Raw genomic sequence first — 23,268 nt, forward strand, 5'->3', positions numbered from 1 at the left:
CATGATCAAACACTGGATCAACGGCCGTGAGGTCGAGAGCAAAGACGTATTCATCAACTACAACCCCGCCACCGGCGAGGCCATCGGCGAAGTCGCCAGCGGTGGTGCCGATGAAGTCGCACAAGCCGTGGCGGCGGCCAAGGAGGCGTTTCCCAAGTGGGCCAACACCCCGGCCAGGGAGCGCGCACGCTTGATGCGCAAGCTCGGCGAATTGATTGAACAGAACGTGCCTCGCCTGGCCGAACTGGAAACCCTCGACACCGGTTTGCCAATTCACCAGACCAAGAACGTGTTGATCCCACGGGCCTCGCACAACTTCGACTTTTTCGCCGAAGTCTGCACCCGCATGGACGGCCACAGTTATCCGGTGGATGACCAGATGCTCAACTACACCCTGTACCAGCCGGTAGGCGTGTGCGGGTTGGTGTCGCCATGGAACGTGCCGTTCATGACCGCCACCTGGAAGACCGCACCGTGCCTGGCGCTGGGCAATACCGCCGTATTGAAAATGTCGGAGCTGTCGCCACTGACCGCCAATGAACTGGGACGCCTGGCGGTGGAAGCCGGGATCCCCAACGGCGTGCTCAATGTGATCCAGGGCTACGGCGCGACCGCTGGTGATGCACTGGTACGCCATCCGGATGTACGGGCGATTTCCTTTACCGGCGGCACTGCCACTGGCAAGAAAATCATGCAGACCGCCGGCCTGAAAAAGTACTCCATGGAGCTGGGCGGCAAGTCGCCGGTGCTGATTTTTGAAGACGCCGACCTGGAGCGCGCCCTCGACGCCGCACTGTTCACGATCTTCTCCCTGAACGGCGAGCGGTGCACCGCCGGTAGCCGGATCTTTATTCAGGAAAGCGTCTACCCGCAATTTGTCGCCGAGTTCGCGGCGCGGGCCAAGCGTCTGATCGTAGGCGACCCGCAGGACCCCAAGACCCAGGTCGGTTCGATGATCACCCAGGCCCATTACGACAAGGTCACCGGCTACATCAAGATCGGTCTGGAGGAAGGCGCCACGCTGCTGGCCGGCGGCCTGGAGCGCCCGGCCAACTTGCCGGCGCACCTGAGCCGCGGCCAGTTTATCCAGCCGACGGTGTTTGCCGATGTGAACAACCGGATGCGCATCGCCCAGGAAGAAATCTTTGGTCCGGTGGTGTGCCTGATCCCGTTCAAGGACGAAGCCGAAGCGCTGCAACTGGCCAACGACACCGAATACGGGCTGGCGTCCTATATCTGGACCCAGGACATCGGTAAGGCCCATCGGCTGGCGCGCGGTATTGAGGCGGGCATGGTATTTATCAACAGCCAGAACGTGCGCGATTTGCGTCAGCCCTTTGGCGGGGTGAAAGGCTCGGGCACCGGGCGCGAGGGTGGCCAGTACAGCTTTGAAGTGTTTGCCGAGATCAAGAACGTGTGTATTTCCATGGGCAGTCATCACATTCCGCGCTGGGGTGTGTAGCCCAGGATCAAACAAGCCTCCTGTGGGAGCGGGGCTTGCCCGCGATGCAGACACCGCGGTCCTTCAGCCGTACCGAGTCGATGCAATCGCAGGCAAGCCAGCTCCCACAGGGACCTCACAAGCCTTACAAGAATAATTATTCAGGAGAATCATCATGGGCGAAGTGGTTCTGGCAGCGAAGATCTGCCACGTACCGTCGATGTACCTGTCGGAACTGCCCGGCAAGCATCACGGCTGTCGCGAAGCGGCGATTGCCGGGCACAAGGAAATCGGCCGGCGCGCCCGCGAACTGGGGGCCGACACCGCCGTGGTGTTCGACGTGCACTGGCTGGTCAACAGCGGTTATCACGTCAACTGTGGCGAGCAGTTCCAGGGCACCTACACCAGCAACGAGCTGCCGCACTTCATCAAGAACATGGATTACGCCTACCCCGGCTGCCCCGAGTTGGGCGAACTGATCGCCGCCGAAGCCAACCTGGCCGGCGTGCGCAGCATGGCCCATAACATCCCGAGCCTGGAGCTGGAATACGGCACGCTGGTGCCCATGCGTTACATGCACATGGGCGTGCCCGAGGATGAGAAATTCAAGGTGATTTCCATTGCCGCCTGGTGTGCCTGGCATCGTCTGGAAGACAGCTTCGCCTTTGGCGCCGCCGTGCGCCGAGCCATAGAAAAGAGTGACCGCAAAGTGCTGGTGCTGGCGTCCGGCTCGTTGTCCCACCGTTTTTCCGACGACCGCCAGGCCGAAGCGAATATCCACAACTGGACCCGTGAGTTTGACAAGCAGGTAGACCTGCACGTGGTCGAGATGTGGCAGCAAGGCCGCTTCAAAGAGTTCTGCGCGATGCTGCCGGACTACGCCGAACACTGCTTTGGCGAAGGCAAGATGCACGACACCGCCATGCTCCTGGGCCTGCTGGGTGGGCCGGACTATGCCCAGCCGGCCGAGATCATCACGCCGCCGTTCGGCAGTTCGGGCACTGGCCAGATCAACGCGATTTTCCCGCTGTAGCTTTGGGAGAAACCTATGCCGCACTTTATCGCTGAGTACACCGACAACCTTGAACCTCAGGCCGATTTGCCTGGCCTGTTTGAAAAAATCCACCGCGTGCTGGGCGACAGTGGCGTGTTTCCGTTGGGCGGCATCCGTAGCCGTGGTGTGCCCCTGGACACCTGGCGCATGGCCGACGGCAAGCATGACTACGCCTTCGTGCACATGACCCTCAAGGTCGGCCACGGCCGCGACCTGGCCACGCGCCAGGCGGTGGCCGAAGCCGTGTTCGCGGTGATCACCGCGCACTTCGCCCAATTGCAGGCGCAGCGGTTGTTGGCGCTGTCGTTCGAGATGGTCGAGTTGCACCCACAGCTCAACTTCAAGCAGAACAATGTGCATGCGTTTCTGAATAACGCGGCGGGATAAAAACCTGCCCTCCCCTCACGGCCACTCAGACAAAAAGTACAACATCATGAGCACAGCCCACTCCACTGCAAGCCTGCGGCTTGCCGAGCACGACCGCACCCATCGTTTGGTGACCTGGCGCCTGATGCCCTTGTTGCTGGTGTGTTACCTGTTCGCCCACCTGGACCGTATCAACATCGGCTTCGCCAAGATGCAGATGAGCCACGACCTGCAGTTCAGCGACACGGTGTACGGCTTCGGCGCCGGGCTGTTCTTCATTGCCTATGCGCTGTTCGGCGTGCCCAGCAACATGGCCCTGGACCGGGTCGGACCACGACGCTGGATCGCCTGCCTGATGGTGGTGTGGGGCCTGCTCTCCACCGGCATGTTGTGGGTGGAAAGTGCTAGGGGCTTCTACGTGCTGCGCTTTTTGCTGGGGGTGGCCGAAGCCGGATTTTTCCCGGGGATTCTGGTGTTTCTCAACCGCTGGTACCCGGCGCGGCGACGTGCCCAGGTCACCGCCTTGTTTGCCATTGCCGTGCCCATGGCCGGGGTGTTGGGCGGGCCGATTTCCGGGGCGATCCTGGAGAACTTCCACGACGTGGGCAGCCTGCGCGGCTGGCAATGGATGTTCCTGATCGAAGGTGCGCCCGTGGTACTGCTGGGGCTGGTGGTGCTCAAGTGCTTGCCGGACAGTTTCGAAGTGGTGCACTGGTTGAGCAGCGAACAAAAACAGCAACTGCGTACCCAGTTGAGCAACGAAGAACAGCGCAAGACCATCACCTCGTTCAGCGGCATCCTGCGGGACCCGCAAGTGTGGCTGCTGGTGGCCGTGTACTTTGCGGTGATGCTGGCGGTCAACACCCTGGCGTTCTGGATGCCGACCCTGATCCACGGCGCCGGCATCGGCCGCGACAGTCAGGTCGGCTTGCTCAGCGCCGTGCCCTACCTGGCCGGCTGCTTCTTCATGCTCGGCTGCGGGCGCTCGTCCGATCGCCAGCGCGAGCGTCGCTGGCATTTATGCGTGCCCCTGCTGATGGCCGCTGTCGGCATTGCCGTCGCGGGCCTGGCGCCCGGCAATGCGCTGCTGGTGATGAGCGGGTTGGTGGTCGCCGGCATGGGCGCCAGCGCGGCGCTGCCGATGTTCTGGCAACTGCCGCCGGCGTTTCTTTCCAATACCACTCAGGCGGCGGGCATCGCCATGATCAGCTCGTTCGGCAGCATCGCCGCGTTCCTCGCGCCCTACCTGATCGGCTGGATGCGCGACGCCACCCAGAGCGCCAGCCTGGCCCTGTACGTACTCGCCCTGTTTATCGCCCTCGGTGGCCTGCTGGTGCTGCGCACTCAGGCCGCCATCGTCAACCCACACTAGAGACCGTTGCCATGCTCGACTCCCAGCAAATCCTCGCGGCCGCCGCCCACCTGGACCGCGCCGAACGCAGCCGCGAACAGGTGCGTCAGTTTTCCCTCGACTACCCCGGCATCACCCTCGAGGATGCGTACGCCATCCAGCGCGAATGGGTTGCGCAAAAGATCAAGAACGGGCGCACGCTCAAGGGCCACAAGATAGGCCTCACTTCACGGGCCATGCAGGTTTCTTCGAACATCACCGAGCCCGACTACGGCGCCCTGCTCGATGACATGTTTTTCGACGAAGGCAGTGATATTCCCTTCGAACGCTTCATCGTGCCGCGTGTGGAAGTGGAACTGGCGTTCATCCTTGGCAAGCCGCTCAAGGGCCCCAACTGCACGGTGTTCGATGTGCTCGATGCGAGCGAATGGGTGATTCCCGCGCTGGAGATCATCGACGCACGCATCCAGCAGGTCGACCCACAGACCAACGCCACCCGCAAGGTGTTCGATACCATCTCCGACAACGCCGCCAATGCCGGCGTGGTACTCGGTGGCCGGGCTGTGCGCCCCACCGAGATCGACCTGCGCAAAGTGCCGGCGGTGCTGTATCGCAATGGCGTGATCGAAGAGTCCGGCGTCTCGGCGGCAGTGCTCAACCACCCGGCCAAGGGCGTGGCGTGGCTGGCCAACAAGCTGGCGGCGCATGACGTCACCTTACTGCCGGGCCAGGTGATTCTCGGCGGCTCGTTTACCCGCCCGGTGGCCGCCCGCCCCGGGGATACCTTCCACGTCGACTACGACCTGCTCGGTTCGATCGCCTGTCGCTTCGTCTGAACACTGGAGGATTGTCATGGACATGCCTGTCAACCGCTTCAAACAACGCCTGCACAACGGCGAGGTGCAGATCGGCCTGTGGCTTGGCCTCGCCAATGCCTATAGCGCCGAGTTGGCCGCCAATGCCGGTTTCGACTGGCTGTTGATCGACGGCGAACATGCGCCCAACCACCTGCCGGGGATGCTTGCGCAATTGCAGGCCATCGCGCCCTACCCCAGCCAGGCGCTGATTCGCCCGGTGGTCGGCGACACGGCATTGATCAAGCAACTGCTGGATATCGGCGCGCAGACGCTGCTGGTGCCCATGGTCGAAAGCGCTGCCCAGGCCCAAGAACTGGTGCGCGCCCTGCACTACCCACCCCAGGGTATTCGCGGCGTCGGCAGTGCCCTGGCCCGTGCTTCGCGCTGGAACAGCATCACCGACTACCTCGACCAGGCCGACGCGCAGATGTGCCTGCTGGTGCAGATTGAAAACCGCGAGGGCCTGGCCAATCTGGACGCTATCACCGCCGTCGAAGGCGTGGACGGTGTGTTCATCGGCCCGGCGGACTTGAGTGCGGCCATGGGGCATCGCGGTAACCCCGGGCATCCTGAAGTGCAGGCGGCGATTGAAGACGCCATTGTGCGCATCGTTCAAGCGGGCAAGGCGGCGGGGATTCTCAGTGCGGATGAACGCCTGGCGCGGCGCTATATCGAACTGGGCGCAACGTTCGTGGCGGTGGGAGTGGATACCACCGTGTTGATGCGCGGGTTGCAAAGCCTGGCCGGGAAGTTCAAAGACGTACCGGTGGCTGCCAATACCGGTGGTGTCTACTGAGCTCCCACAGTTGACCGGCGGTGGTTCAGTCATTAGTTCAGCGCTTGATGTTCTTCAAGTCATCCAGCAACCCCAGCAAGGTCTGGAATTTCTCTTCGCCAAGCTGATCCTGCAAACGCTGGTAGTTGGCCTCCATGCACTGGCTCATGGACTCGAAACTCGCCTTGCCCTTGTCTGCCAGGGTGATAAGCACCCGGCGCTGGTCCTGTTCGGCCTTGCGTCGGTGCACCATGCCGGCGGCTTCCATGCGCACCAGCACGCCGGTCATGCTCGGCTTTAGGATGCACGCCAGTTCCGCCAGTTGGTAAATCTCCAGCTCACCGTGCTGTTCGAGGATGCGGATGATGCGCCATTGCTGTTCGGTCAGGCCGTGTTCATTCAGGGACGGGCGGAAAAAACTCATCGCGGCCTCACGCGCTTGCAGCAAGGCCAGGGTCAGGGATTGTCGAGGTTTGGACATAGGATCAGGGTCACGAAGTATTTAGTTAATAATTTAACGAAACTCTAACATTACCCGCCAGCGAGCGCGCTATAACTTGTGTGTGCCCTCGCCCGTGGCGCGCTGAATCAAAAACCCGGGCACGCAGGATCAAGACTTCCAGCCCGTCAGGGGCCCTAATGGAGGCATCCGCTTTAGCGCCTCCCTTCACTTTTTCAGGCTGCGCCATGATCAACATCGAAACCCCTACGTATTACACCGCCACCAAGAAATACAACCTCAGCTTCCCCACCCTGGAGCAAGACATCGACGCGGACGTCGTGGTGATCGGTGGCGGCTTTTCCGGGATCAACACCGCGCTGGAACTGGCGGAAAAAGGCATCACCAATATCGTGGTGCTTGAAGCGCGCTACCTGGGCTTTGGCGGCACCGGCCGCAACGGCGGGCAGATCATGGCGGGCATCGGCCATGACCTGGAGAAGATCAAGAAGGACGTGGGCGAAGATGGGCTGCGCCAGGTGTTCGAGATCAGCGACCTGGGCGCCGACATCATCAAGAACCGCATCGCCAAGTACAACATCGATGCCGATTTCTGCCACGGCTACGGCTATATGGGCTTCAACGCTCGCCAGGAAAAAACCCTGCGCGCCTGGGAGAAGGACTTCAAGTCGGTCAACAGCCAGCATGAAATCCGCTTTCTCGGCGGCTCGGATGTGCAGCAGATCATCGGTTCCAACGCCTACACCAGTGCGCTGCTGCACATGGGCGGCGGGCATGTGCATTCGCTGAACCTGCTGCTGGGCGAGGCCACCGCGCTGGCCGGCCATGGGGTAAGGATTTTTGAGAACAGCCCGGCCCTGGAGGTCAGCTACGGCGAACGCATCACCGTGCGCACCGGGCGCGGTTCGGTACGCGCCGGCAAGTTGCTGTGGGCCTGTGACAGCTTTCTCAACAAGCTCGAACCGGAACTGCACCGCTCGACCATCAACACCTACGCTTTCCAGATGATGACCGAGCCGTTGTCCGAAGAATTGATACAGCGCATCAGCCCGATCCGTGGCGCCTACAGCGATATCCGCCCGGTGATCGACTACTACCGCGTAACCAATGAAAACCGCCTGCTGTTCGGCGCCGCGACGCCTTTGGTCGAGCATATTCCCGGCGACCTGAAAGCCTGGAACCGCCACCTGATGCTGAAGATTTTCCCCTACCTCAAGGACGTGAAAATCGACCTGGCCTGGGGCGGCCCGATGGCGTGCAGCCCGAATCTGTTCCCGCAGATCGGCACCTTGCCGGGGCGCAGCAATGCGTTTTTCGTGCAGGGCTATTCAGGCTTTGGCGTCACGCCCAGCCACATCATCTGCAAGGTCCTGGCCGAAGGTATGAGCGAAGGCTCGGCGCGCTATGACCTGGTCAGCTCGATCCGCCGCCCGACCATCATCGGCAAGGACGCAATTCGCCCTCTGCTGCTGACGGCGGGCAAATCCTGGCACCAATTGTCCGGCTACTGGAACGGACGTCGTTGATTCGCTTTTTTTCACTCATCAGGAACCACTGCCATGACCCTCACCACCGTCAAACATAACGTCCAGCTGTCGGAACTCGATGCCTGGGGCACCGTGGCCGACCTCGGCTCACAGATCCTTGAAGGCGAGGTGCGCGCCTTCGGCAAGATGACATTCGGCGCACCTACCGATGCGGTCAGCAGCGCTTACTTCGGCACCACCCGGGGCAAATTCCGCATGGTCTACCCGTTCGCCGAACAAGCCACGGTGGTCACCGGCGAGGTGATACTCACCGATGAGTCCACCGGCCAGTCCACCCGCTACAAGGCCGGTGACAGCTGGTTTGTGACCAAGGGCACGCCGGTGCTGTGGGAAGTGGTCAGCGAGAGTTTCGTCAAACACTACTTCGCCGTTGTTTAAGGAGCCTTGCCATGAGCACTTCTTCTGACTGGATCACCGTGGGCGCCCTGGCCGACGGTTTTGCACCCGAAGCGTTCATCCTGCCGAACCTCGCCGACCTGGCTGGCCAGACCTTCACTCTGCACTTTGCCAATGGCTGGCAGATCGAGCATCGCTTCGAACAGGAGCGCCTGGCCTGGCACGCCGCCGACGGACACTCCAGCGGTAGTGCAGCCTACCGCGCCAGCTCGATTCGCCCGGGCCTGTACCTGGTGGACTTCATCAAGCATGAGGCCGGGCAAAGCTGGTCGATCAGCCTGGTGCTGGACACGCCAACTTCCTCCTTTACCGCGGTGATTGGCCGTATGCCGGAGCCGGCAGAGACCCACGAAGGTCTTTACCACCGCGCCCTGGCCGGCAAACCGCTGACCTCGGTGCACGCCGAGTTCCTCCACGGCAGCCTCGACCGGCCGTGGCAGGAGGGCCATTGCCTGCACGCCCGCACCGAGGAACTGGTGGGCCTGCGCAACCACTACCGCTACAGCCCCAGCGAGGTCTACGAGCACATCTACCTCAACCCGCAGTTCTACGCCTGGCAATGCCTTGAGGGTGTGGAGAAAGGCTTGTGCGACACCGACCGCTGCCATTACTACAAGATCGCCGAGCAGCTGTACCTGTTCGTCTGGCAGGAGAAGATCGTGCCCACCCTCGGCCTGGTGCTGATCGACCTGCAACAACACCGCAGCGACGGCAAGATCTTCGGCTATGCGGGGGCATCCTTCGACGCGCTGTCGAACTTCCCGATCAGTTCCTATTGCCAGGTGCTCAACCGCACGGAGTACCCCCGTGACTGAGGCGCGCACGGTGGTGATCACCGGGGCCGGCACCGGCATCGGCGCCGCCTGTGCCCGGCTGTACGCGCAGGAAGGCGCACGGCTGGTACTGATCGGCCGGCGCCGCGAGCCACTGGAACAGGCGGCGCAGGCCAGCGGCGGCCTGATCCTGGTGGGCGATGCCGCCTGCCCCGACACCTGGGAGGGCTTTATCCGCGAGATTCACGCCCACTACGGGCGTATCGATGTACTGCTGGCGTGTGCCGGCGGTCATGGCCTGGGCAGCGCGACCCAGACCAGCCCGTCTACGTGGGAAGCGGCGCTGCGCAGCAACCTGGACAGCGCGTTCTACAGTGCCCGCGCCTGCCTGCCGCTGTTGCAGGAAAGCGCCGGCAGTGTCGTGCTGATCGGCTCCATCGCCTCGCTCGCGGCGGGGCCCGAGGTGTGCGGCTACACCACGGCCAAACATGCGTTACTCGGGCTCAATCGCTCGCTGGCACGGGACTACGGCCCCCACGGCGTGCGCGTGAACGCGGTGTGCCCGGGCTGGGTGCACACGCCGATGGCCGATGCCGAGATGCAGCCGTTGATGGAGGCGTACGGCGACACCTTGCAGCAAGCGTACGAGCGCGTGTGTGCCGATGTGCCGCTGCGCCGCGCCGCTCGGGCCGAAGAGATCGCCAAGGTATGCCGCTTCCTGGCCAGCGACGACGCATCGATCATTACCGGGGCGACCTTGGTGGCGGACGGTGGGTCCAGCATCGTCGACATGCCGACGCTGGCGTTTACGCGCCTGGAGCCTGCTCATGCCCAATGACCTGGATTTCAGCGGCCAAGTCGTGCTGGTCACCGGCGGCGCCCAAGGGATTGGCCTGGGTATCGTCCAAGCCTTTGCCGAACGCGGTGCGCGGGTGGTGATTGCTGATCGCCTGCTGGAACAAGCTGAAAGGGTGGCCGCTGGGTTGTGCGCGCAGGGCTATCAGGTCGAGGCCGTGGGCGTTGACCTGGCGCAAGCCGAGGCGGTATTCGCCTGCGTTAAAGGGTTGGCGCAGCTGGATATTGTGGTGCACAACGCCGGGTATTTCCCTCTGACAGCCTTTGCCGACATCACCCCGGCGATCTTGCAACGCACCTTGGCGGTAAACCTTTCGGCGCTGTTCTGGCTGACCCAGGCGGCGTTACCGATGTTTCGCGCGCAAGGCCGGGGTTGCGTGCTGGTGACGTCTTCGGTCACCGGCAACCGGGTGGGTTATCCGGGGCTGAGCCACTATGCGGCGTCAAAGGCTGGGGTGAATGGGTTTATCCGCAACGCGGCGTTGGAACTGGCGCCGTTGAATGTGCGGGTCAATGGCGTGGAACCGGGCATGATCGCCACGCCGGCGATGAGCAACCTGGGCGATGCCGCGCTGAATGAGAGCATCGCCAGCCGTGTGCCACTGGGGCGTTTGGGCGCGGCTGCGGATATTGCCGGCGCGATGCTGTTTCTGGCTTCTGACCTGGCTGGCTATATCACCGGGCAGACCTTGGTGGTCGATGGTGGCTCCACCCTGCCCGAATAACGGGGACCCATGTGGGAGGGGGCTTGCTCCCGATAGCGATGGTTCAGTCAAATATCCAATGGCTGACACACTGCTATCGGGAGCAAGTCGAATCGTCGCACCGCCCCTCCCACATTGGATCTCCTGCAGCCTGAAGGACCTGTTTATGCCCCCACCGCCTGCAACCGGCTGGAGCGAAAATCCTTGGGCGACACCTCGAACTGCTTCTTGAACGACCGGCTGAAGTGCGCCGAGTCGGTAAAGCCCCACTTGTAGGCAATCGAGGTGATCGACTCGCTACGCAGGAACGGGTTGGTCAAGTCGTCCGCACTGCGTTTGAGCCGCGCCCGCTGAATGTAGCGGCAGACGCTGTCGTCCTGTTCCTCGAACAAACGGTACAGGTGCCGCACCGAGATATTCAGGCGGTTGGCCAGGCCAATCGGGCTCAGGCCAGGCTGGCCCAATGACTCATCAATGACCTTTTGCACATAGCTGCGCAGATTATTGCCCTGCAACGCAGCAACGCCCTCGCGGCACTCATCGCCCTGCTCCAGCGCCGAGCCCAGCAGCGACACAAAGGCCGCCTGCAGCGCGTCCACTTGCGTGGCGTCGTCATCAGTGTCGTCCTTGCACAGCTGATCCATCAACACATGCAACATACGCCCACAGGCTTTGGTCGAGGAGATCTTGCCGAACGCCAGCGCCTGGCCGCCCAGGTGCTTGCACACCTCGGTGCGCGGCAACGACAGCGAGGCATGTTCGATCAAACCAAAGGGGGTGATTTCGATGGAGCCCACCGAGTCCATCAACAGCATCTCGCCGGGGGCCAGCTGCACGGTCTGCTCGTTTTGGGTGATCTGCGAATAGCCGCTGCGCTGGCTGACCAGGAAGCACTCCTGGTCATTGTCGTGATCGGCGTGGTGCGTCGGGCGTTTGATCAGCCCGGCATTGGTGCGCAGGATGGCCAAGCCACGAGGCAAGTTGTGGATCTCGCCAATAAACAGCGAACGGTTGAAGGCCAGTTCGGTATCGAAGTGGCCGCACGCGGCGCGCAGTTCGCGGTTCCAGCTGTCGAGCCCGTCGGGTGCATGCTGTGGGATGCTCATGGGGGTGTCTCCGCAGTGGCGTTCTTTTTGTTGTTCTGATGCAATAGTTAACATGTTATCTATATGCACGCAACAACAACCTGTTTGCCCTTTGCAGAAGCACTAATGATGCCAAACGGTATGTGGGAGCAAGCCCCCTCCCACAGAGGTGCGTCATTGGTTTCACAGGCCAGACATCACCCGCTGCAACCCACCTATGGCTGCCAATAGATACCTGCGTTGCTCGGTGCTCAACGCAATGTAACGCCGAAACGCAGGCATCCGATTGACCACCTCACTCCCGCCCATATGCTCCAGGCGCACACACCATTGCCGGTCCTTGAGATCAATGCGCAGGCGCTTGAAATCCAGCGGCATCAGCGCCTGGAACAACCCGCTGTCGGCCAGCAAACGCGACTGTAGCTCACACGCCAGAGCCTGGCTGCCGGAGCGCCGGCGCACGCGGATACCGTTGCGCCGAATAGCGCCGCCATGGTGCACCTCGAAGCTGCCAGCGCCACTCGCTGAAGCAGGTACGCGCAGGACGCACTCGGTCAGCACCAGGTGCATCAACAACTGCGACTCGGTGCGCTCGAAAATCTCGAAGCTCACACCGTCCACTTCAAGCGTCGCCAGGCCCAGATCACGCCGCAAGCGCGCCAGGGTCACCCCAGGTCGATAACCGCTCGGTGCACGGTCTGCGCTGAACAGCTCATACAGTTTTTGCCGCAAAGTCGTTATAACCGTCATGGGCAGGCCCCGGTTCGTGGCTGAATTCCTTGGCCAACACCTCCTCAACGCAGGCGGGCTTGAAGGGGTTGACCTTCTGCACCACCAGGGTCCAGAACAACGCATAGGTGGCGGTCACGCCGAGCATCACCCCAAACGGCACATAAATGTCGGCCGGGTTCATGCCTGGCGGGGTGATAAACCACATGCCCAGCAGGATGCCGATGCTCGACACGACCTGCGGCAGCGGGAACCACGGCGAACGGTACGCCCGGGGCAAATCCGGACGGCGAATGCGCAGGATCACCACCGACAACGTCACCAGCAGGTAGGCAAAACTCCACGCGCACACCGCCGCCAGCACCAGGTGCATGATGTTGTCGGTGTTGCCGCCCAGGTACAGCGCATGCAGGCACGGGATCAGCATGGCCACCAGGATGCACAGCAGCGGTGTCTTGAAGCGCGGGTGCAGGTAGGTGAACACCTTCGGCAACGCGCCATCCACCGCCATGCCGTAGAGGATGCGCGGAACACCGGCCATCAAGGTATTGATAGTCGCAGCACCGGCGAAGAGAAAACCGATACCCAGCCACAGCGGCCCGATCTGCCCCATCACCTGCTCGGCGAACCGTGGGATGGCCATGGGTGTATCCAACAGGTGCACGCCGGAGGCGGCGTCGAGCACCACGTTTTCCACCTGGCGTTTCATCGCGGCGCCATAGATGAACATGCATGTCGCCACGCCCATCAGCCCGAGCATCATCGCCCGTGGCATGACCTTGGCCGATTGGCGCAGGTCAGGTGCCAGCGGGGTGACGAACTCGCAGCCGACGAACATGAACATCGCCATGCCCACCAGCGACAGCACGGTGACCAGGTCGGTGCCCACCAGTGATTCCCCGAACCAGCCATCCAACTGCACCGCCGGCGCGGCGATCAGGCCCAGCACGCCGAACACCATCAGGGTGGTCCACATGCCGAACGTAAGGATGATCTCTGCGCGGCCAAAGGCGCTGACCCCGAAGGCGTTCAGCACCCCGAACACCAGCACGAACCCCACGCCCAGCAGCCACGAGCCGCCGGCCGATTCTGCCAGGGTATTGAGGTGTTCGAAGTTCACCAGGGCCATGACCCCGGCGAGGATGGTTTCGGCGGTACCGGCGAACACATGCACGATCAGATACGCCGACAAAGTGCCGGTAATCGCAAAGAACCGGCCCATGCCGCAGTTGATGTAGTCGTACACCGAGCCCGTGGTGGGCAGTATCGAGGCGGCCTCGGCGAAGGTGGTCGCCTGGGCCAGCATCATCACCACGGCGATCAGCATCGCCAGGGCAAAGGCGCTGCCGCCAATGCCAAAACCCATGGTGGCGGTGAGGATCACCGGGCTTGCCATGATCAGCCCGATGGTGCTGGCCAACGCGGTGGGGAAACCTACCGTGCCCCGGTTGAGGTGCGCGGTGAGTCGGTCGTTGATCGACATGGTGGGGTCCTCGAAAGCGGTTTTTTTAGTGTGTCGGCACTCTGCGCCCCACCTGGCTCGATCGTCTTGCCCCTGTCTGCCGAAGGTTTTGTTGCTGCCTGCCACGGCGTATCGCCTGGCGGCCAGGGTCAACTGCCTGGCACGCATATGAAAGACTTGGCCTGCGACCGCTCGCCCTAATGCGCCCTCACTCTTAACCAAGATGGGGACAATAACAATGGAGCACACACTGAAAAACCGCCGCCTGCGCCAGGCGGTCGGCCTCGGCATTGCACTGCTGGTCGGCCAGGCCCAGGCCATCGAGTTGTATGCCGATACCGACACCCAGGTCACCGGCAACTTCCTTGCCGTCTACGGCCTGTTCAACAGCCCGAAGAACTACGATGGCCGCAGCGGCGGCTCCACCTGGCGCGAGGGGTTCATCAAGTACGGCCTGAGCGTCGAGCAGAGCCTGGGCAACCTGGGCGGCGTATACGGCACGGCGAACCTGGTGAGTTCCGGCACCTGGGGCGACGGCGATGCGTCGGGGTTGACCAACGGCACCGAGCGCACCACCAAGTTTGACGAAGCGTTCGCCGGCTGGCGCTCCGGCGAGCTGTTCCCGGCGCTGGGCAAGGATGGCGTGGACCTGTCGTTTGGCCGCCAGATCATCCTGTTGGGCGACGGCTTCATCATCAACGACGACGGCCCCAACCTCGGCAACGGCGTAGGCGACGGCGAGTTCAATCGCGGCGGCGCCTACTACATTGCCGCGCGCCATGCCTTCGACAAGACTGCGGTGATTCGCCTGGGTGGCAAGGACGGCGTGCATGGCAGCCTGATGTGGATCAAATCCGACAACCGCGCCCAGGCCCTGACCGAGATGGCCGCCGGCACCCTGGAGTACAGCGCCGCGCCGGGCACCCTGGGGCTGACTTACATTCACGGCATCGATGTGGACGAGCGCTTCGCCACCGACCTGCAGCGCCAGCGCAAAGGCATGAACCTCTATAGCCTGCGCGGTGCCGGCAATGCAGGTATCGACAACGCGCACCTGGCTTTCGAACTGGCCCGCCAGGACAGGCGCGACAGCCAGCAAAACGCCGGTTACGTCGAAGCCGGCTACACCTTTGCCCACCTGCCCTGGTCACCGGACCTGACCTACCGCTACGCACGTTATTCGAAAAACTGGGATGGCATGTTCTCAGGCTTCAACCGTGGCTACGGCACCTGGGTGCAGGGCGAAGTGGCGGGCAACTATTCAGGCCCATTCAACAGCAACACGGCGGTGCAGCACGTAGCGCTCAAGGTCAAGCCGCTGGGCAACATCACCCTCGGCGCACTGTTCTTTGACTACAACACCGTCAGCACCCGCGGCCAGTTGAACCTGGATGGTCGCGAACTGGACCTGTACGCCGAATGGGCCGTGAACGAGCACCTGATCATCACGCCGCTGCTGGGCCTGTACAAACCCGATAAAGCGGCCGACACCGGCGGTAACCAGGTCGGCGGCAACGGCACCAATGTCTACAGTCAGCTGGTGGTGGCCGTGCCGTTCTGAACCACCTCGGGCGCGCAGGGAGGCAGCGCCCGGACCTCGGCGTAGGCGCCCTGGTGGTAGAGCAACGGCGCACGGCCGAAGTCATCGAACGCCACCACCTTGCCGATCATGATCCAGTGATCGCCGCCATCGATCTGCTGGTACTTCTCACAGTGAAAGCGCGCCGAGCAATCGGCGAACACCGGCGAGCCGCCCTCACCCGGCTCGTACTCGATCAGGGCGAAGCGATCTTCACGGGGGCGCGCAAAGTTGTTGGACAGGTGCACCTGGTCCGCCGCCAGCACATTCACCGCAAAATGACTGGCCTCCTCGAACACTGCATGGCTGTTGGAGCGCTTGTCGATGCTCCACAGCACCAGCGGTGGGTCTAGGGACACCGAGTTGAAACTGTTGGCAGTCACGCCGACCTTGTGCCCGGAAGCGGTGGCGGCAGTGACCACCGTCACACCGGTGGCGAAGTTGCCGAGGGCGCGGCGAAAGGCCCGTGGGTCGAAAACGTCAGACATGCAAGACTCCCAGGTGGCCGCGAGTGGCCGCCCTTATTGTTATGGGTGATAGGCGCGGCTACACCATGCTCGGGTCGGGTTCCAGGCCCATCAGCTCACGGCCGAGGATCTGCGCGCACACGTCGTAGTCGGTATAGGCATGGGCGCCTGTCATATGGGAATCGCGGAACAGGCGCTGCATCTCGTTGTGCTCGAACCAGGCATTCCCGCCCGCAGCGGCGAACAGGCGGTCTACCGCGTCGATGCACATCTTGGTGGCGTAACCCTGATTGGTGCGCCAGAACGCCAGGGTTTCCCGCGTGGGATAACGGTGGGCGGCGCTGTGTTCGGCGTGTTCCTGCCAGGTTTTTTCCAGGAACGCTCGGGCGGCGGCGACCTGGTGGGTGGACTCGGCCAGGCGCATCAACGCCGGGGTGGCTGCGCCGACGGCGGCACCGGTGTAGGCGCGCACCCGCGTCCTGGTTTTTTCGCGAAACACCTCAAGCATACGCTCGGCCACACCGAGGCTGACGGTGGAGAAGCCACTGGCAAAATATGGCCGATACGGCGCGTAGAAAATCTGGCTGTCGGGGTAGAGGCCAAAGCCTGCGGACTTGCCCTCCATCATGTCCTTGGCCTTCTGGATACGGTGTTCGGGCACCCAGGCGTTGTCGATGATCAGGGTCTTGGTGCCGCTGCCTTTCATGCCAGCGGCGAACCAGTCGTCACGAATCTGATAGTCACTGCGCGGCAACACAGCAAAGCAGTAATCCTGGGTGCCTTCGGCGTTCTGGCGACGGCAGCCGACAATCGCCCACTCGCCATGGTCACAGCCGCTGCTCCAGCCCATCTCACCGCTGAAGTACACCCCGCCCTCGCCCTCGGTCACCCGACCGAACGGCGCAATACTGCTGCTGGCCGTGGCATCCGGGTTGGCACCCCAGATTTCCTGCTGCAACTGGGTCGAGAACAGCGCCAGTTGGTGGCTGTGAGTACACAACAAGCTCATGGCCCAGGCGGTACTGGCGCAACTACCGGCGAGCAAGGCGATGCAGTCGGCGAACTCGGGCAGCGTCAGCTCCAGGCCGCCGAAGGCCTTGGGCTGAAAGGCACGGTGCAGGCCGATGCTTTTGAGCAGGGCGATATTTTCATCCGGTACCTGGCGCAGTTGCTCGGCACGGCTGGCATTCGCGGCAATGGCCGGCAAAAGGGGTTTGAGGTCTTCAAGGAGCGGGTTTGGCTTTTTCATGGAAGGCCCTGCTTATTATTGGAAGTCCGACAGGCGTTCCGGATTGCGGAACGGCGCTGGATGCAGGGCCAGTATCGAACGGGTCGTGCTGGCGGGAAATGCACGTTCGGCAGGCAAGCTTGTACTTTTCACAGGCGCGGCAGGCACAGGCATAAAACCTGGCAGGCACAGTCAAGCCGCTTATTGGTGCGTTGGTTACCCTCGGGTTTTCTTTTGTGAATTGCCAGGAACCTGCCATGAGCGATATCCCGTTGCTGCCTCAAGTCGAAGCCTTTTTGCGTCGCCGCCATGGGCTGTTTATCGACGGTGTCAGCGTGCGCAGCCACGCCGATCAAACCCTGAACGTCATCAACCCTGCCACCGGCCAGGTGATCGCCGAAGTGGCCGACGCAGACCTGGCGGATATCGATGCCGCGGTCGCTTGCGCCAACCGTGGTTTCCAGCAATGGTCCCAGGCCGCGCCCGCGATCCGCGGCAACGTGCTACTCAAATTGGCCGATCTGCTGGAACAGCACCGTGAAGAACTGGCACAGATCGAAACGTGCCAGTCGGGCAAGATCATCCAGATTTCCCGCGCCTTCGAGGTCGATCAGGCCGCGCATTTCCTGCGTTATTACGCCGGCTGGGCCACCAAGCTCAGCGGCCAGACCCTGACCCCATCCCTGCCTTCATTCAATGGCGAGCGCTACACCGCCTTTACCCTGCGCGAGCCGGTGGGCGTGGTGGTTGGGATCGTGCCGTGGAATTTCTCGACCATGATCGCCATTTGGAAACTCGCCTCGGCGCTGGTGACCGGCTGCAGCATCATCATCAAGCCCAGCGAATTCACGCCGCTGACCCTGCTGCGCATCGCTGAACTGGCCATCGACGCCGGGCTGCCGGCGGGTGTGCTGAATGTGCTCACCGGCGGCGGCCATGTCGGCAAGGGGCTGGTGGAACACCCCGGCACGCACAAGGTTTCATTCACCGGCTCAGTGCCCACCGGCATCGCCGTCGGCCGCAGCGCCATGGGCTCCGGCCTCACCCGTGCGACCCTGGAACTGGGCGGCAAGAATGCCGCCGGCTTCCTACCCGATATGGACGTGGACAAGGCAGTGGACGGCATCATCGAAGCGGGCTTTTTGCACTCGGGGCAAATCTGCGCGGCGGCCGAACGCTTTTTCGTGCACCGCTCGCAGATCGACGCCGTGCTGGAAAAACTCAAGACGCGCCTCGGCCGCCTGAACATCGGCTCACCGCTGGACGAACACACCGAATTCGGCCCCGTCACGCACCAGCAGCATCAGCAAAAACTGCTCGGCTACTTCAACCAGGCCCGCGCCGAAAACAACACGATCATCCACGGCGGCCACCTTATCGACCGGCCTGGTTGCTACGTCGAACCCACGGTGATCCTCGCCAACCACCTGCACGACACCCTGCTCAACGAAGAAACCTTCGGCCCCATCGCCACCTTCCTGCCCTACGATGACGAAGACGAACTGCTGGCGCTTATGAACCACGGGCCCTATGGGCTGAGCGCCAGCCTGTGGACCAACGATTTGGGCAAGGCCCTGCGCATGATCCCGGCCATCAAGGCAGGCACCTTGTGGGTGAACATGCACACCTTGCTCGACCCGGCAGTGCCGTTTGGTGGGTGCCGGTCTTCGGGGGTTGGGCGGGAGTTTGGCAGTGCATTTATTGAGGATTACACCGAGCTTAAGTCGGTGATGATTCGGTATTGAGGACTGAGTGCCGGCGACCGGAATCAGGGCTCAGGTTTGGCTGGTGGGCCACGAAACAGATTTCTGGAAATGATGTCGGCCTTCAGCATCTTGAGTTGCAGATGACGGTTTACTGCGCCAACGACTTCCATATAACGGGTGACGTGGCGCTTCCACGTATCGACCAGCAGGAAGGGCACCAAGCCAATCGCAACAAACGGAAGAATAACCACACCGAACAGGATTTTCAGAAGCTCCCAGCACCCTTGCAGCAAATCCACAGGGCCCAAGGTTTTTTCATAATGCAACTTCTTGGTCAGCACGTCGGAAATCAGGTTCGTGCCGATGGCGGCGGTTACAAACGGGAATACAAACAGGAACAGGTTGGAACGGTGTTTCACTTGGTCAAACAGATCACCGCTGATTTTGCCTTTTTCGTGTAGTGAGTGCGCCAGCCCATTGAATGCGTCGATAGAGACCACGGCACATGCGGCAATCGAAATCAGCGCAACGCCGGTCGCCACGACAACTTGCGGCGTGGTGTCTTTGTCAAGAATGAAACCAATCACCGCCATCACCAACACAAAGGCCATCACCAAAAAGCCCAGTTGCACATCCAAGCCAAACAACAACGCGTAATTCATCCGTGAACTCCTCTATTAAGACTAATTAAAACACCCAACTGTCACTGATAAGGAATCAAGCGATCGTGGTCCAGATCCCGCATCAAATCGCTCAACATTTCGCTTTCACTGCGGGGCTCGGTCATGGGGATATACCAGGTCGTGGCCGTCCAGCCACCGCGTTTGTAGGCATAGGTTTTGAGCAGTTGCCCGTCCTTGTACAGCGAGCCGTGCAACTGGCGCTCGTAGGTGTAGGGCACCGGCACGGTCAGCAGCGTCAGCGCGCCGAGTATCGCCGGGAACGCACCGGCACCTTTACCGCCGCGTTGATCGACCAACAAGCTGTAGCCGGTCTTGCTGAAACCGCCATCCATAAAACTGAAGGCACCTGTGTCACGCAACAGCTGGATGACCTCGCGCTGCGTCTGCTGTTCAAATCTCGACGTGGGCGACGGCATTGTGACACTCATCGGCACATAGGCACGCTCTGCCTTGTAGTCCAACGGCTTGAGGGCGGTACCGCAACCGCCAAGCAACAGCACGGCAGCCAGTAGCGTAGTCCTGATCATTGTGCGTGCTCCTCGGGTAGCAAGCCGTCGCGTTGTACATCCTCGGCAAAAGCACGTGCGACACGATGACCGTTCTGTAACTCCATCCCGCCAGGGCCATCCAGCAACCAGGAGTATTTGTGGGTGACGTTGCGGTAGCTGTACTGCTTGAGCTGCTTTCCATTGTGCTGCAGGGAAAACTCGGTTGTGGTGTCGACGGTCACTGAAAGGGGCATTAGAAACAGGGTTGCCGCACTCAGCAATACCAAGGGGAAAGGCGGCATATCACGCTGGATGTTGTAGCGCACCCACACCGAATAATCCCCCGGGTTGCCCCTGCCGGTTTCGACACTGCGAAACACCCCGGTCTCGCGCAACTGATTACGGATGAGTGCGGCATTGAGCGGATCATCGATCATGACGTGGATCGGCTTGAGGTATTCCTTGCCATCCGGCAATGCACGCTCAGGCAGCGTATGGGTGGTTGCACACCCGGTCAGCAGCGCCAGGGCGCCGATAGTCATAAAGCGGTTCATGGACGTGTCTCGTGAAGGGTGTTCTGGCCCGCGCCGGCTGGTAGAGGCGCGATGATGTAAGGGGCGGCGCTGCGATAATCCAGGGGCAGCAAATCCAGGGTCGGCAGGCCCGGGACATAGTGGCGCGCAAGCGGCTCGTCACGAGTTTGCTGATCGCGCCAGCGGAAGGCACACAGGGAGGCGCCAAGGCATAACGAGCGAAATTCTCCGAGGTAATAGGCGTTGCCGGCCTTCAGACGCAGTGGCAGGTTGAACTTCTCTCGCGCCTGCACCGAGGTGTAGGTGGTCCCCAGAGTCGGTGAGTAACTGCTGGAGAAAAACTGAAAATCATAAAACTCATAATCCCCAGGCTTGAGCGCCAGCACAAATACACTGGCGGCACCGGCCGCATCTTTCACATCCTGAGGGGTTTGGCGCCCTGCACCGACCCATATCGCCGCGGCACCAAACTCCGAACCACGCTTGCGAAACAGCAGACGCTGATTAGGCGCGGGGGACGCACTGAGGCTCTGCGGGCCGATCGACCCGACAACATAAGCGACTGGCTCCAGGGGGCCAGGTTGCAACGGCTGGCTGACCAGCGATGCCGGCTGAGTACCGCAACCCGTCAGGGCTGCAGTGATCAAGAACAAGGCCAAAGGCCGGGAGAAGCGAGACATATCAAATCCTGAACGCTGGCAAAAAGTACACTGCAGCCGTCAGGACAAATATGGGATGAGCCTTCCTGGCGCTGCGCCTCGCGTCACTGCGAGGGGGGCGAATGGTACGGCGGGAATCGGGGTTTGACTACAAATGATGCTCAAAGCAGCGCAGATCAAATGTGGGAGGGGGCTTGCTCCCGATGAGGTAGTGTCAATCAATACATCTGTGACTGACCCACCGCCATCGGGGGCAAGCCCCCTCCCACATTAGGGTCGCATTGCGTCAGTGAGATAGCTGTCGTTTTCAGCCCCCAGCGCCTGCGCCTCCATCTCGATCAACCTTCCGGCAACTACCACCCGCCGACGTTGATCCAAGGAGTGAGTTCATCAGACCGCTCTTACACAAACTTCGGGTTGCGTCCGATGAGTGTCGCCGCTAACCTTCGCGGGTCGCTGCAAAATCAGCGAATGGGTGTGGTAGCCCAGTTCTTTCATAGACCCCAAAACGCTCAAGGGCGTTTTTTTGTGCGGGCTGCTTTGTGGCGGCTGTGCATGGGAGGCTTCGGCCTGCCGGGTTTCTATGACCGGTCTACCACCCCGTGTACAGTCGCCTCCTTACTTCGTGTGGTAGCGAAATGGAGGTGCTCATTCATAGGAGCTTCGCCATGAAGAAAGTCACACCCAATCCCCCGCCATCCCCCTCGGATAACAACCCGCTACTACCTCCCGATGTCATCTTTACCGTCCGCCCCGGACTCAGCACTGAAGCCGCCTTGAGCAATGCCAGCGAAATGCTGGAGTCAGCGACTGTCTGTGCCTACGACTGTGCCGAACAGCTTGACGGCCAGAGCCGCAAGCATGTGCTGGCGGTGGTGCAGATGATTGAGATTGCGCAGTTGCTGGTCGATGAAGCGCTGAACCGGGAATGCCCGGTGGCCTGATGAACAAACGCAAACTCAACAGGCAATGACGTTCCCCTGTGGGAGGGGGCTTGCTCCCGATGGCGGTGGGTCAGTCACAAATGTGTCTACTGACACTACCTCATCGGGGGCAAGTCGAATCGTCGCACCGCCCCTCCCACATTTGATCTCACTGCATCAGTGAGGTAGTTGTGCCAGGGAGAGCGTGCCAGGCTACCAGGTACCCATCGCCAGGCTGTGCGGTGAAAACCCTGCGAACTGCCAGCGCAGTGCCAACGCTGCCGGGCGGCGGACTAGGTGCTCCACCGTCACCGTCCACAAGCGCTGCGCGCCCTCGAACTCGGCCACTGGCGACCCGCTGAGAATCAACGTTGTACGTCCCGCCACTTGCAGCACGTCGCCCGTCTCAAAATCAATAAACAGCAACCCCGCCACCGGGTTGGCTTGCAGGTTACCGAGGGTGTTGAAGAACAGGTTGCCGGCAAAATCAGGGATGGTCAGCACGTTGCCTTCCACCCGCACAAACCCCGTGTTGCCGCCGCGATGGGAAACGTCCACCGAGCGTTCGCCGTGCTGGTCCACGTAGCTGGCGACGAAGAAGGTGTCAGCGTTGCGGATCAGCGTTTGGGCGGCGGCGTCCAGGCTGATGCTGCGCTCGGCTGTATCGCCAGGTTGGCGCGCAACCCCAGCGACTGGCCGCAGTTGGATGTACTTGGGGCAGTTGCCGAAAGTGTGCACCACATCAACCGCAAAGCCGTCATGATCCAGCGCTCCGATCCGACCGTTCATGCGGTTGCGACGCCGGGTGCCGAGGTCGATGCCCAGCAGGCCAACGGACGCGCCACGAGTGATGCCAGCCCAGGCCGGGTCGCTTCTGGCGGGCAGGCTGTCGATTTGCAGCGCCTGTGGATCCGGTGAATGGGCAAACCCTGGCGCGCCCTCCAGCATGGTCGCCCAGGGGATACCCTGTTCGTCCACCACACCCAGAATGAGGTAAGGCAACAACGGATAAAAATCACGATGCTGCTCGGGCAAATAATCACGAATGACCTTCGGCCCGATCATGGCCATGCGTTCGGCGACGCCTGCACTTTCCTGCAATTGCCGTTCGCCGACATGCCAAGGGGATTGTTCGATCGAGTTCATG

24 protein-coding genes and 1 pseudogene are annotated in these 23,268 nt (G+C 61.7%); 14 read left to right on the forward strand and 11 right to left on the reverse strand.

Annotated features, from left to right (window positions below; genetic code table 11):
• Position 1: 1 nt before the first annotated feature.
• The 6 genes from hpaE to hpaI all read left to right on the forward strand — a co-directional run bounded on the left by hpaE (position 2) and on the right by hpaI (position 5,865).
• Positions 2-1,462, forward strand: coding sequence for a 5-carboxymethyl-2-hydroxymuconate semialdehyde dehydrogenase (gene hpaE, locus J1G33_RS26145; RefSeq protein ID WP_032880382.1), 1,461 nt, complete (start codon positions 2-4; stop codon positions 1,460-1,462).
• Positions 1,463-1,616: 154 nt separating this feature from the next.
• Positions 1,617-2,474 carry a 3,4-dihydroxyphenylacetate 2,3-dioxygenase gene (gene hpaD / locus J1G33_RS26150; protein ID WP_078821787.1) on the forward strand — a complete coding sequence of 286 codons (858 nt, stop codon included), beginning with the start codon at positions 1,617-1,619 and terminating at the stop codon, positions 2,472-2,474.
• A gap of 15 nt (positions 2,475-2,489) precedes the next feature.
• A complete protein-coding gene (locus tag J1G33_RS26155; protein ID WP_223019048.1) occupies positions 2,490-2,882 on the forward strand; it encodes a 5-carboxymethyl-2-hydroxymuconate Delta-isomerase in 393 nt (130 codons plus the stop codon).
• Between the two features lie 46 nt (positions 2,883-2,928).
• On the forward strand, positions 2,929-4,233 hold the full coding sequence (locus tag J1G33_RS26160; RefSeq protein ID WP_078821788.1) for an MFS transporter: 1,305 nt from the start codon (positions 2,929-2,931) through the stop codon (positions 4,231-4,233).
• An 11-nt stretch (positions 4,234-4,244) separates the two neighbouring features.
• Positions 4,245-5,048: a 2-oxo-hept-4-ene-1,7-dioate hydratase gene (gene hpaH, locus J1G33_RS26165; protein WP_078821789.1), complete on the forward strand. Its 804-nt coding sequence runs from the start codon at positions 4,245-4,247 to the stop codon at positions 5,046-5,048.
• A gap of 16 nt (positions 5,049-5,064) precedes the next feature.
• Positions 5,065-5,865 carry a 4-hydroxy-2-oxoheptanedioate aldolase gene (gene hpaI / locus J1G33_RS26170; protein WP_223019049.1) on the forward strand — a complete coding sequence of 267 codons (801 nt, stop codon included), beginning with the start codon at positions 5,065-5,067 and terminating at the stop codon, positions 5,863-5,865.
• Positions 5,866-5,902: 37 nt separating this feature from the next.
• Here the strand turns inward: hpaI and hpaR are convergent, their stop codons facing one another.
• Positions 5,903-6,325, reverse strand: a complete 423-nt coding sequence (gene hpaR / locus J1G33_RS26175) for a homoprotocatechuate degradation operon regulator HpaR (RefSeq protein WP_005789546.1) — start codon at positions 6,323-6,325, stop codon at positions 5,903-5,905.
• A gap of 206 nt (positions 6,326-6,531) precedes the next feature.
• Here hpaR and J1G33_RS26180 point away from each other — a divergent pair, with 206 nt between their 5' ends.
• From J1G33_RS26180 to J1G33_RS26200, 5 genes are read left to right on the forward strand one after another with little or no spacing between them, the layout of a single operon-like run.
• Positions 6,532-7,830: an FAD-binding oxidoreductase gene (locus J1G33_RS26180; protein WP_103733833.1), complete on the forward strand. Its 1,299-nt coding sequence runs from the start codon at positions 6,532-6,534 to the stop codon at positions 7,828-7,830.
• Between the two features lie 33 nt (positions 7,831-7,863).
• A complete protein-coding gene (locus J1G33_RS26185) occupies positions 7,864-8,229 on the forward strand; it encodes a cupin domain-containing protein (RefSeq protein WP_103733832.1) in 366 nt (121 codons plus the stop codon).
• Positions 8,230-8,240: 11 nt separating this feature from the next.
• Positions 8,241-9,062 (forward strand): molybdenum cofactor biosynthesis F family protein, encoded by an 822-nt coding sequence (locus J1G33_RS26190; protein ID WP_223019050.1) that lies wholly within the window; start codon positions 8,241-8,243, stop codon positions 9,060-9,062.
• A complete protein-coding gene (locus tag J1G33_RS26195; RefSeq protein ID WP_223019051.1) occupies positions 9,055-9,858 on the forward strand; it encodes an SDR family oxidoreductase in 804 nt (267 codons plus the stop codon). The genes J1G33_RS26190 and J1G33_RS26195 overlap by 8 nt, the downstream gene beginning before the upstream one ends.
• Positions 9,848-10,600 (forward strand): SDR family oxidoreductase, encoded by a 753-nt coding sequence (locus J1G33_RS26200; protein WP_223019052.1) that lies wholly within the window; start codon positions 9,848-9,850, stop codon positions 10,598-10,600. The genes J1G33_RS26195 and J1G33_RS26200 overlap by 11 nt, the downstream gene beginning before the upstream one ends.
• Positions 10,601-10,743: 143 nt before the next feature.
• Here J1G33_RS26200 and feaR read toward each other — a convergent pair whose 3' ends face one another.
• The 3 genes from feaR to J1G33_RS26215 all read right to left on the reverse strand — a co-directional run bounded on the left by feaR (position 10,744) and on the right by J1G33_RS26215 (position 13,876).
• Positions 10,744-11,685, reverse strand: a complete 942-nt coding sequence (feaR, locus tag J1G33_RS26205) for a transcriptional regulator FeaR (RefSeq protein WP_005789555.1) — start codon at positions 11,683-11,685, stop codon at positions 10,744-10,746.
• A 162-nt stretch (positions 11,686-11,847) separates the two neighbouring features.
• Complete coding sequence (locus tag J1G33_RS26210) at positions 11,848-12,414, reverse strand: DUF3156 family protein (protein ID WP_223019053.1); 567 nt, start codon at positions 12,412-12,414, stop codon at positions 11,848-11,850.
• Positions 12,377-13,876: an APC family permease gene (locus J1G33_RS26215; protein ID WP_223019054.1), complete on the reverse strand. Its 1,500-nt coding sequence runs from the start codon at positions 13,874-13,876 to the stop codon at positions 12,377-12,379. Before J1G33_RS26215 ends, J1G33_RS26210 begins: the two co-directional genes overlap by 38 nt.
• A gap of 217 nt (positions 13,877-14,093) precedes the next feature.
• On the opposite strand from J1G33_RS26215, the gene J1G33_RS26220 reads away from it, so the two are divergent.
• Positions 14,094-15,416: an alginate export family protein gene (locus J1G33_RS26220; RefSeq protein ID WP_223019055.1), complete on the forward strand. Its 1,323-nt coding sequence runs from the start codon at positions 14,094-14,096 to the stop codon at positions 15,414-15,416.
• Positions 15,417-15,448: 32 nt separating this feature from the next.
• Here J1G33_RS26220 and J1G33_RS26225 read toward each other — a convergent pair.
• Positions 15,449-15,922: pseudogene (locus J1G33_RS26225) on the reverse strand (flavin reductase family protein); the annotation flags it as partial.
• Between the two features lie 58 nt (positions 15,923-15,980).
• Positions 15,981-17,150, reverse strand: a complete 1,170-nt coding sequence (locus J1G33_RS26230; RefSeq protein ID WP_078821801.1) for a p-hydroxyphenylacetate 3-hydroxylase oxygenase component — start codon at positions 17,148-17,150, stop codon at positions 15,981-15,983.
• Between the two features lie 236 nt (positions 17,151-17,386).
• On the opposite strand from J1G33_RS26230, the gene J1G33_RS26235 reads away from it, so the two are divergent.
• Complete coding sequence (locus J1G33_RS26235; RefSeq protein WP_223019056.1) at positions 17,387-18,874, forward strand: aldehyde dehydrogenase family protein; 1,488 nt, start codon at positions 17,387-17,389, stop codon at positions 18,872-18,874.
• 23 nt (positions 18,875-18,897) lie between these two features.
• On the opposite strand, the gene J1G33_RS26240 is transcribed toward J1G33_RS26235, so the two are convergent.
• The 4 genes from J1G33_RS26240 to J1G33_RS26255 form a co-directional block, all read right to left on the reverse strand.
• Complete coding sequence (locus J1G33_RS26240; RefSeq protein WP_177327415.1) at positions 18,898-19,473, reverse strand: hypothetical protein; 576 nt, start codon at positions 19,471-19,473, stop codon at positions 18,898-18,900.
• A gap of 65 nt (positions 19,474-19,538) precedes the next feature.
• Positions 19,539-20,045 carry a hypothetical protein gene (locus J1G33_RS26245; RefSeq protein WP_032880356.1) on the reverse strand — a complete coding sequence of 169 codons (507 nt, stop codon included), beginning with the start codon at positions 20,043-20,045 and terminating at the stop codon, positions 19,539-19,541.
• The gene (locus tag J1G33_RS26250; protein ID WP_032880355.1) at positions 20,042-20,560 is read right to left on the reverse strand and encodes a hypothetical protein; all 519 of its coding nucleotides are present in this window, start codon (positions 20,558-20,560) and stop codon (positions 20,042-20,044) included. The genes J1G33_RS26245 and J1G33_RS26250 overlap by 4 nt, the downstream gene beginning before the upstream one ends.
• Positions 20,557-21,219, reverse strand: a complete 663-nt coding sequence (locus J1G33_RS26255) for a hypothetical protein (protein ID WP_032880353.1) — start codon at positions 21,217-21,219, stop codon at positions 20,557-20,559. The genes J1G33_RS26250 and J1G33_RS26255 overlap by 4 nt, the downstream gene beginning before the upstream one ends.
• Before the next feature lie 647 nt (positions 21,220-21,866).
• Between J1G33_RS26255 and J1G33_RS26260 the strand changes: the two genes are divergently transcribed.
• Positions 21,867-22,142, forward strand: a complete 276-nt coding sequence (locus J1G33_RS26260; protein ID WP_116665340.1) for a DUF6124 family protein — start codon at positions 21,867-21,869, stop codon at positions 22,140-22,142.
• A gap of 192 nt (positions 22,143-22,334) precedes the next feature.
• Here the strand turns inward: J1G33_RS26260 and J1G33_RS26265 are convergent, their stop codons facing one another.
• A complete protein-coding gene (locus J1G33_RS26265; RefSeq protein WP_223019057.1) occupies positions 22,335-23,267 on the reverse strand; it encodes a pyridoxamine 5'-phosphate oxidase family protein in 933 nt (310 codons plus the stop codon).
• Position 23,268: the final 1 nt, after the last annotated feature.

Origin of the sequence: Pseudomonas sp. P867 (assembly GCF_019891455.1) — a bacterium.
In the GTDB taxonomy this organism is placed as follows: Bacteria; Pseudomonadota; Gammaproteobacteria; order Pseudomonadales; family Pseudomonadaceae; genus Aquipseudomonas; species Aquipseudomonas synxantha_A.

Excerpts from the sequence above, each read along its gene's own strand:
- hpaE (WP_032880382.1), top strand. The coding sequence starts at position 2 with ATGATCAAACACTGGATCAACGGCCGTGAGGTCGAGAGCAAAGACGTA.
- hpaD (WP_078821787.1), top strand. The coding sequence starts at position 1,617 with ATGGGCGAAGTGGTTCTGGCAGCGAAGATCTGCCACGTACCGTCGATG.
- J1G33_RS26155 (WP_223019048.1), top strand. The coding sequence starts at position 2,490 with ATGCCGCACTTTATCGCTGAGTACACCGACAACCTTGAACCTCAGGCC.
- J1G33_RS26160 (WP_078821788.1), top strand. The coding sequence starts at position 2,929 with ATGAGCACAGCCCACTCCACTGCAAGCCTGCGGCTTGCCGAGCACGAC.
- hpaH (WP_078821789.1), top strand. The coding sequence starts at position 4,245 with ATGCTCGACTCCCAGCAAATCCTCGCGGCCGCCGCCCACCTGGACCGC.
- hpaI (WP_223019049.1), top strand. The coding sequence starts at position 5,065 with ATGGACATGCCTGTCAACCGCTTCAAACAACGCCTGCACAACGGCGAG.
- hpaR (WP_005789546.1), bottom strand. The coding sequence starts at position 6,325 with ATGTCCAAACCTCGACAATCCCTGACCCTGGCCTTGCTGCAAGCGCGT.
- J1G33_RS26180 (WP_103733833.1), top strand. The coding sequence starts at position 6,532 with ATGATCAACATCGAAACCCCTACGTATTACACCGCCACCAAGAAATAC.
- J1G33_RS26185 (WP_103733832.1), top strand. The coding sequence starts at position 7,864 with ATGACCCTCACCACCGTCAAACATAACGTCCAGCTGTCGGAACTCGAT.
- J1G33_RS26190 (WP_223019050.1), top strand. The coding sequence starts at position 8,241 with ATGAGCACTTCTTCTGACTGGATCACCGTGGGCGCCCTGGCCGACGGT.
- J1G33_RS26200 (WP_223019052.1), top strand. The coding sequence starts at position 9,848 with ATGCCCAATGACCTGGATTTCAGCGGCCAAGTCGTGCTGGTCACCGGC.
- feaR (WP_005789555.1), bottom strand. The coding sequence starts at position 11,685 with ATGAGCATCCCACAGCATGCACCCGACGGGCTCGACAGCTGGAACCGC.
- J1G33_RS26210 (WP_223019053.1), bottom strand. The coding sequence starts at position 12,414 with ATGACGGTTATAACGACTTTGCGGCAAAAACTGTATGAGCTGTTCAGC.
- J1G33_RS26215 (WP_223019054.1), bottom strand. The coding sequence starts at position 13,876 with ATGTCGATCAACGACCGACTCACCGCGCACCTCAACCGGGGCACGGTA.
- J1G33_RS26220 (WP_223019055.1), top strand. The coding sequence starts at position 14,094 with ATGGAGCACACACTGAAAAACCGCCGCCTGCGCCAGGCGGTCGGCCTC.
- J1G33_RS26230 (WP_078821801.1), bottom strand. The coding sequence starts at position 17,150 with ATGAAAAAGCCAAACCCGCTCCTTGAAGACCTCAAACCCCTTTTGCCG.
- J1G33_RS26235 (WP_223019056.1), top strand. The coding sequence starts at position 17,387 with ATGAGCGATATCCCGTTGCTGCCTCAAGTCGAAGCCTTTTTGCGTCGC.
- J1G33_RS26245 (WP_032880356.1), bottom strand. The coding sequence starts at position 20,045 with ATGATCAGGACTACGCTACTGGCTGCCGTGCTGTTGCTTGGCGGTTGC.
- J1G33_RS26250 (WP_032880355.1), bottom strand. The coding sequence starts at position 20,560 with ATGAACCGCTTTATGACTATCGGCGCCCTGGCGCTGCTGACCGGGTGT.
- J1G33_RS26255 (WP_032880353.1), bottom strand. The coding sequence starts at position 21,219 with ATGTCTCGCTTCTCCCGGCCTTTGGCCTTGTTCTTGATCACTGCAGCC.
- J1G33_RS26260 (WP_116665340.1), top strand. The coding sequence starts at position 21,867 with ATGAAGAAAGTCACACCCAATCCCCCGCCATCCCCCTCGGATAACAAC.
- J1G33_RS26265 (WP_223019057.1), bottom strand. The coding sequence starts at position 23,267 with ATGAACTCGATCGAACAATCCCCTTGGCATGTCGGCGAACGGCAATTG.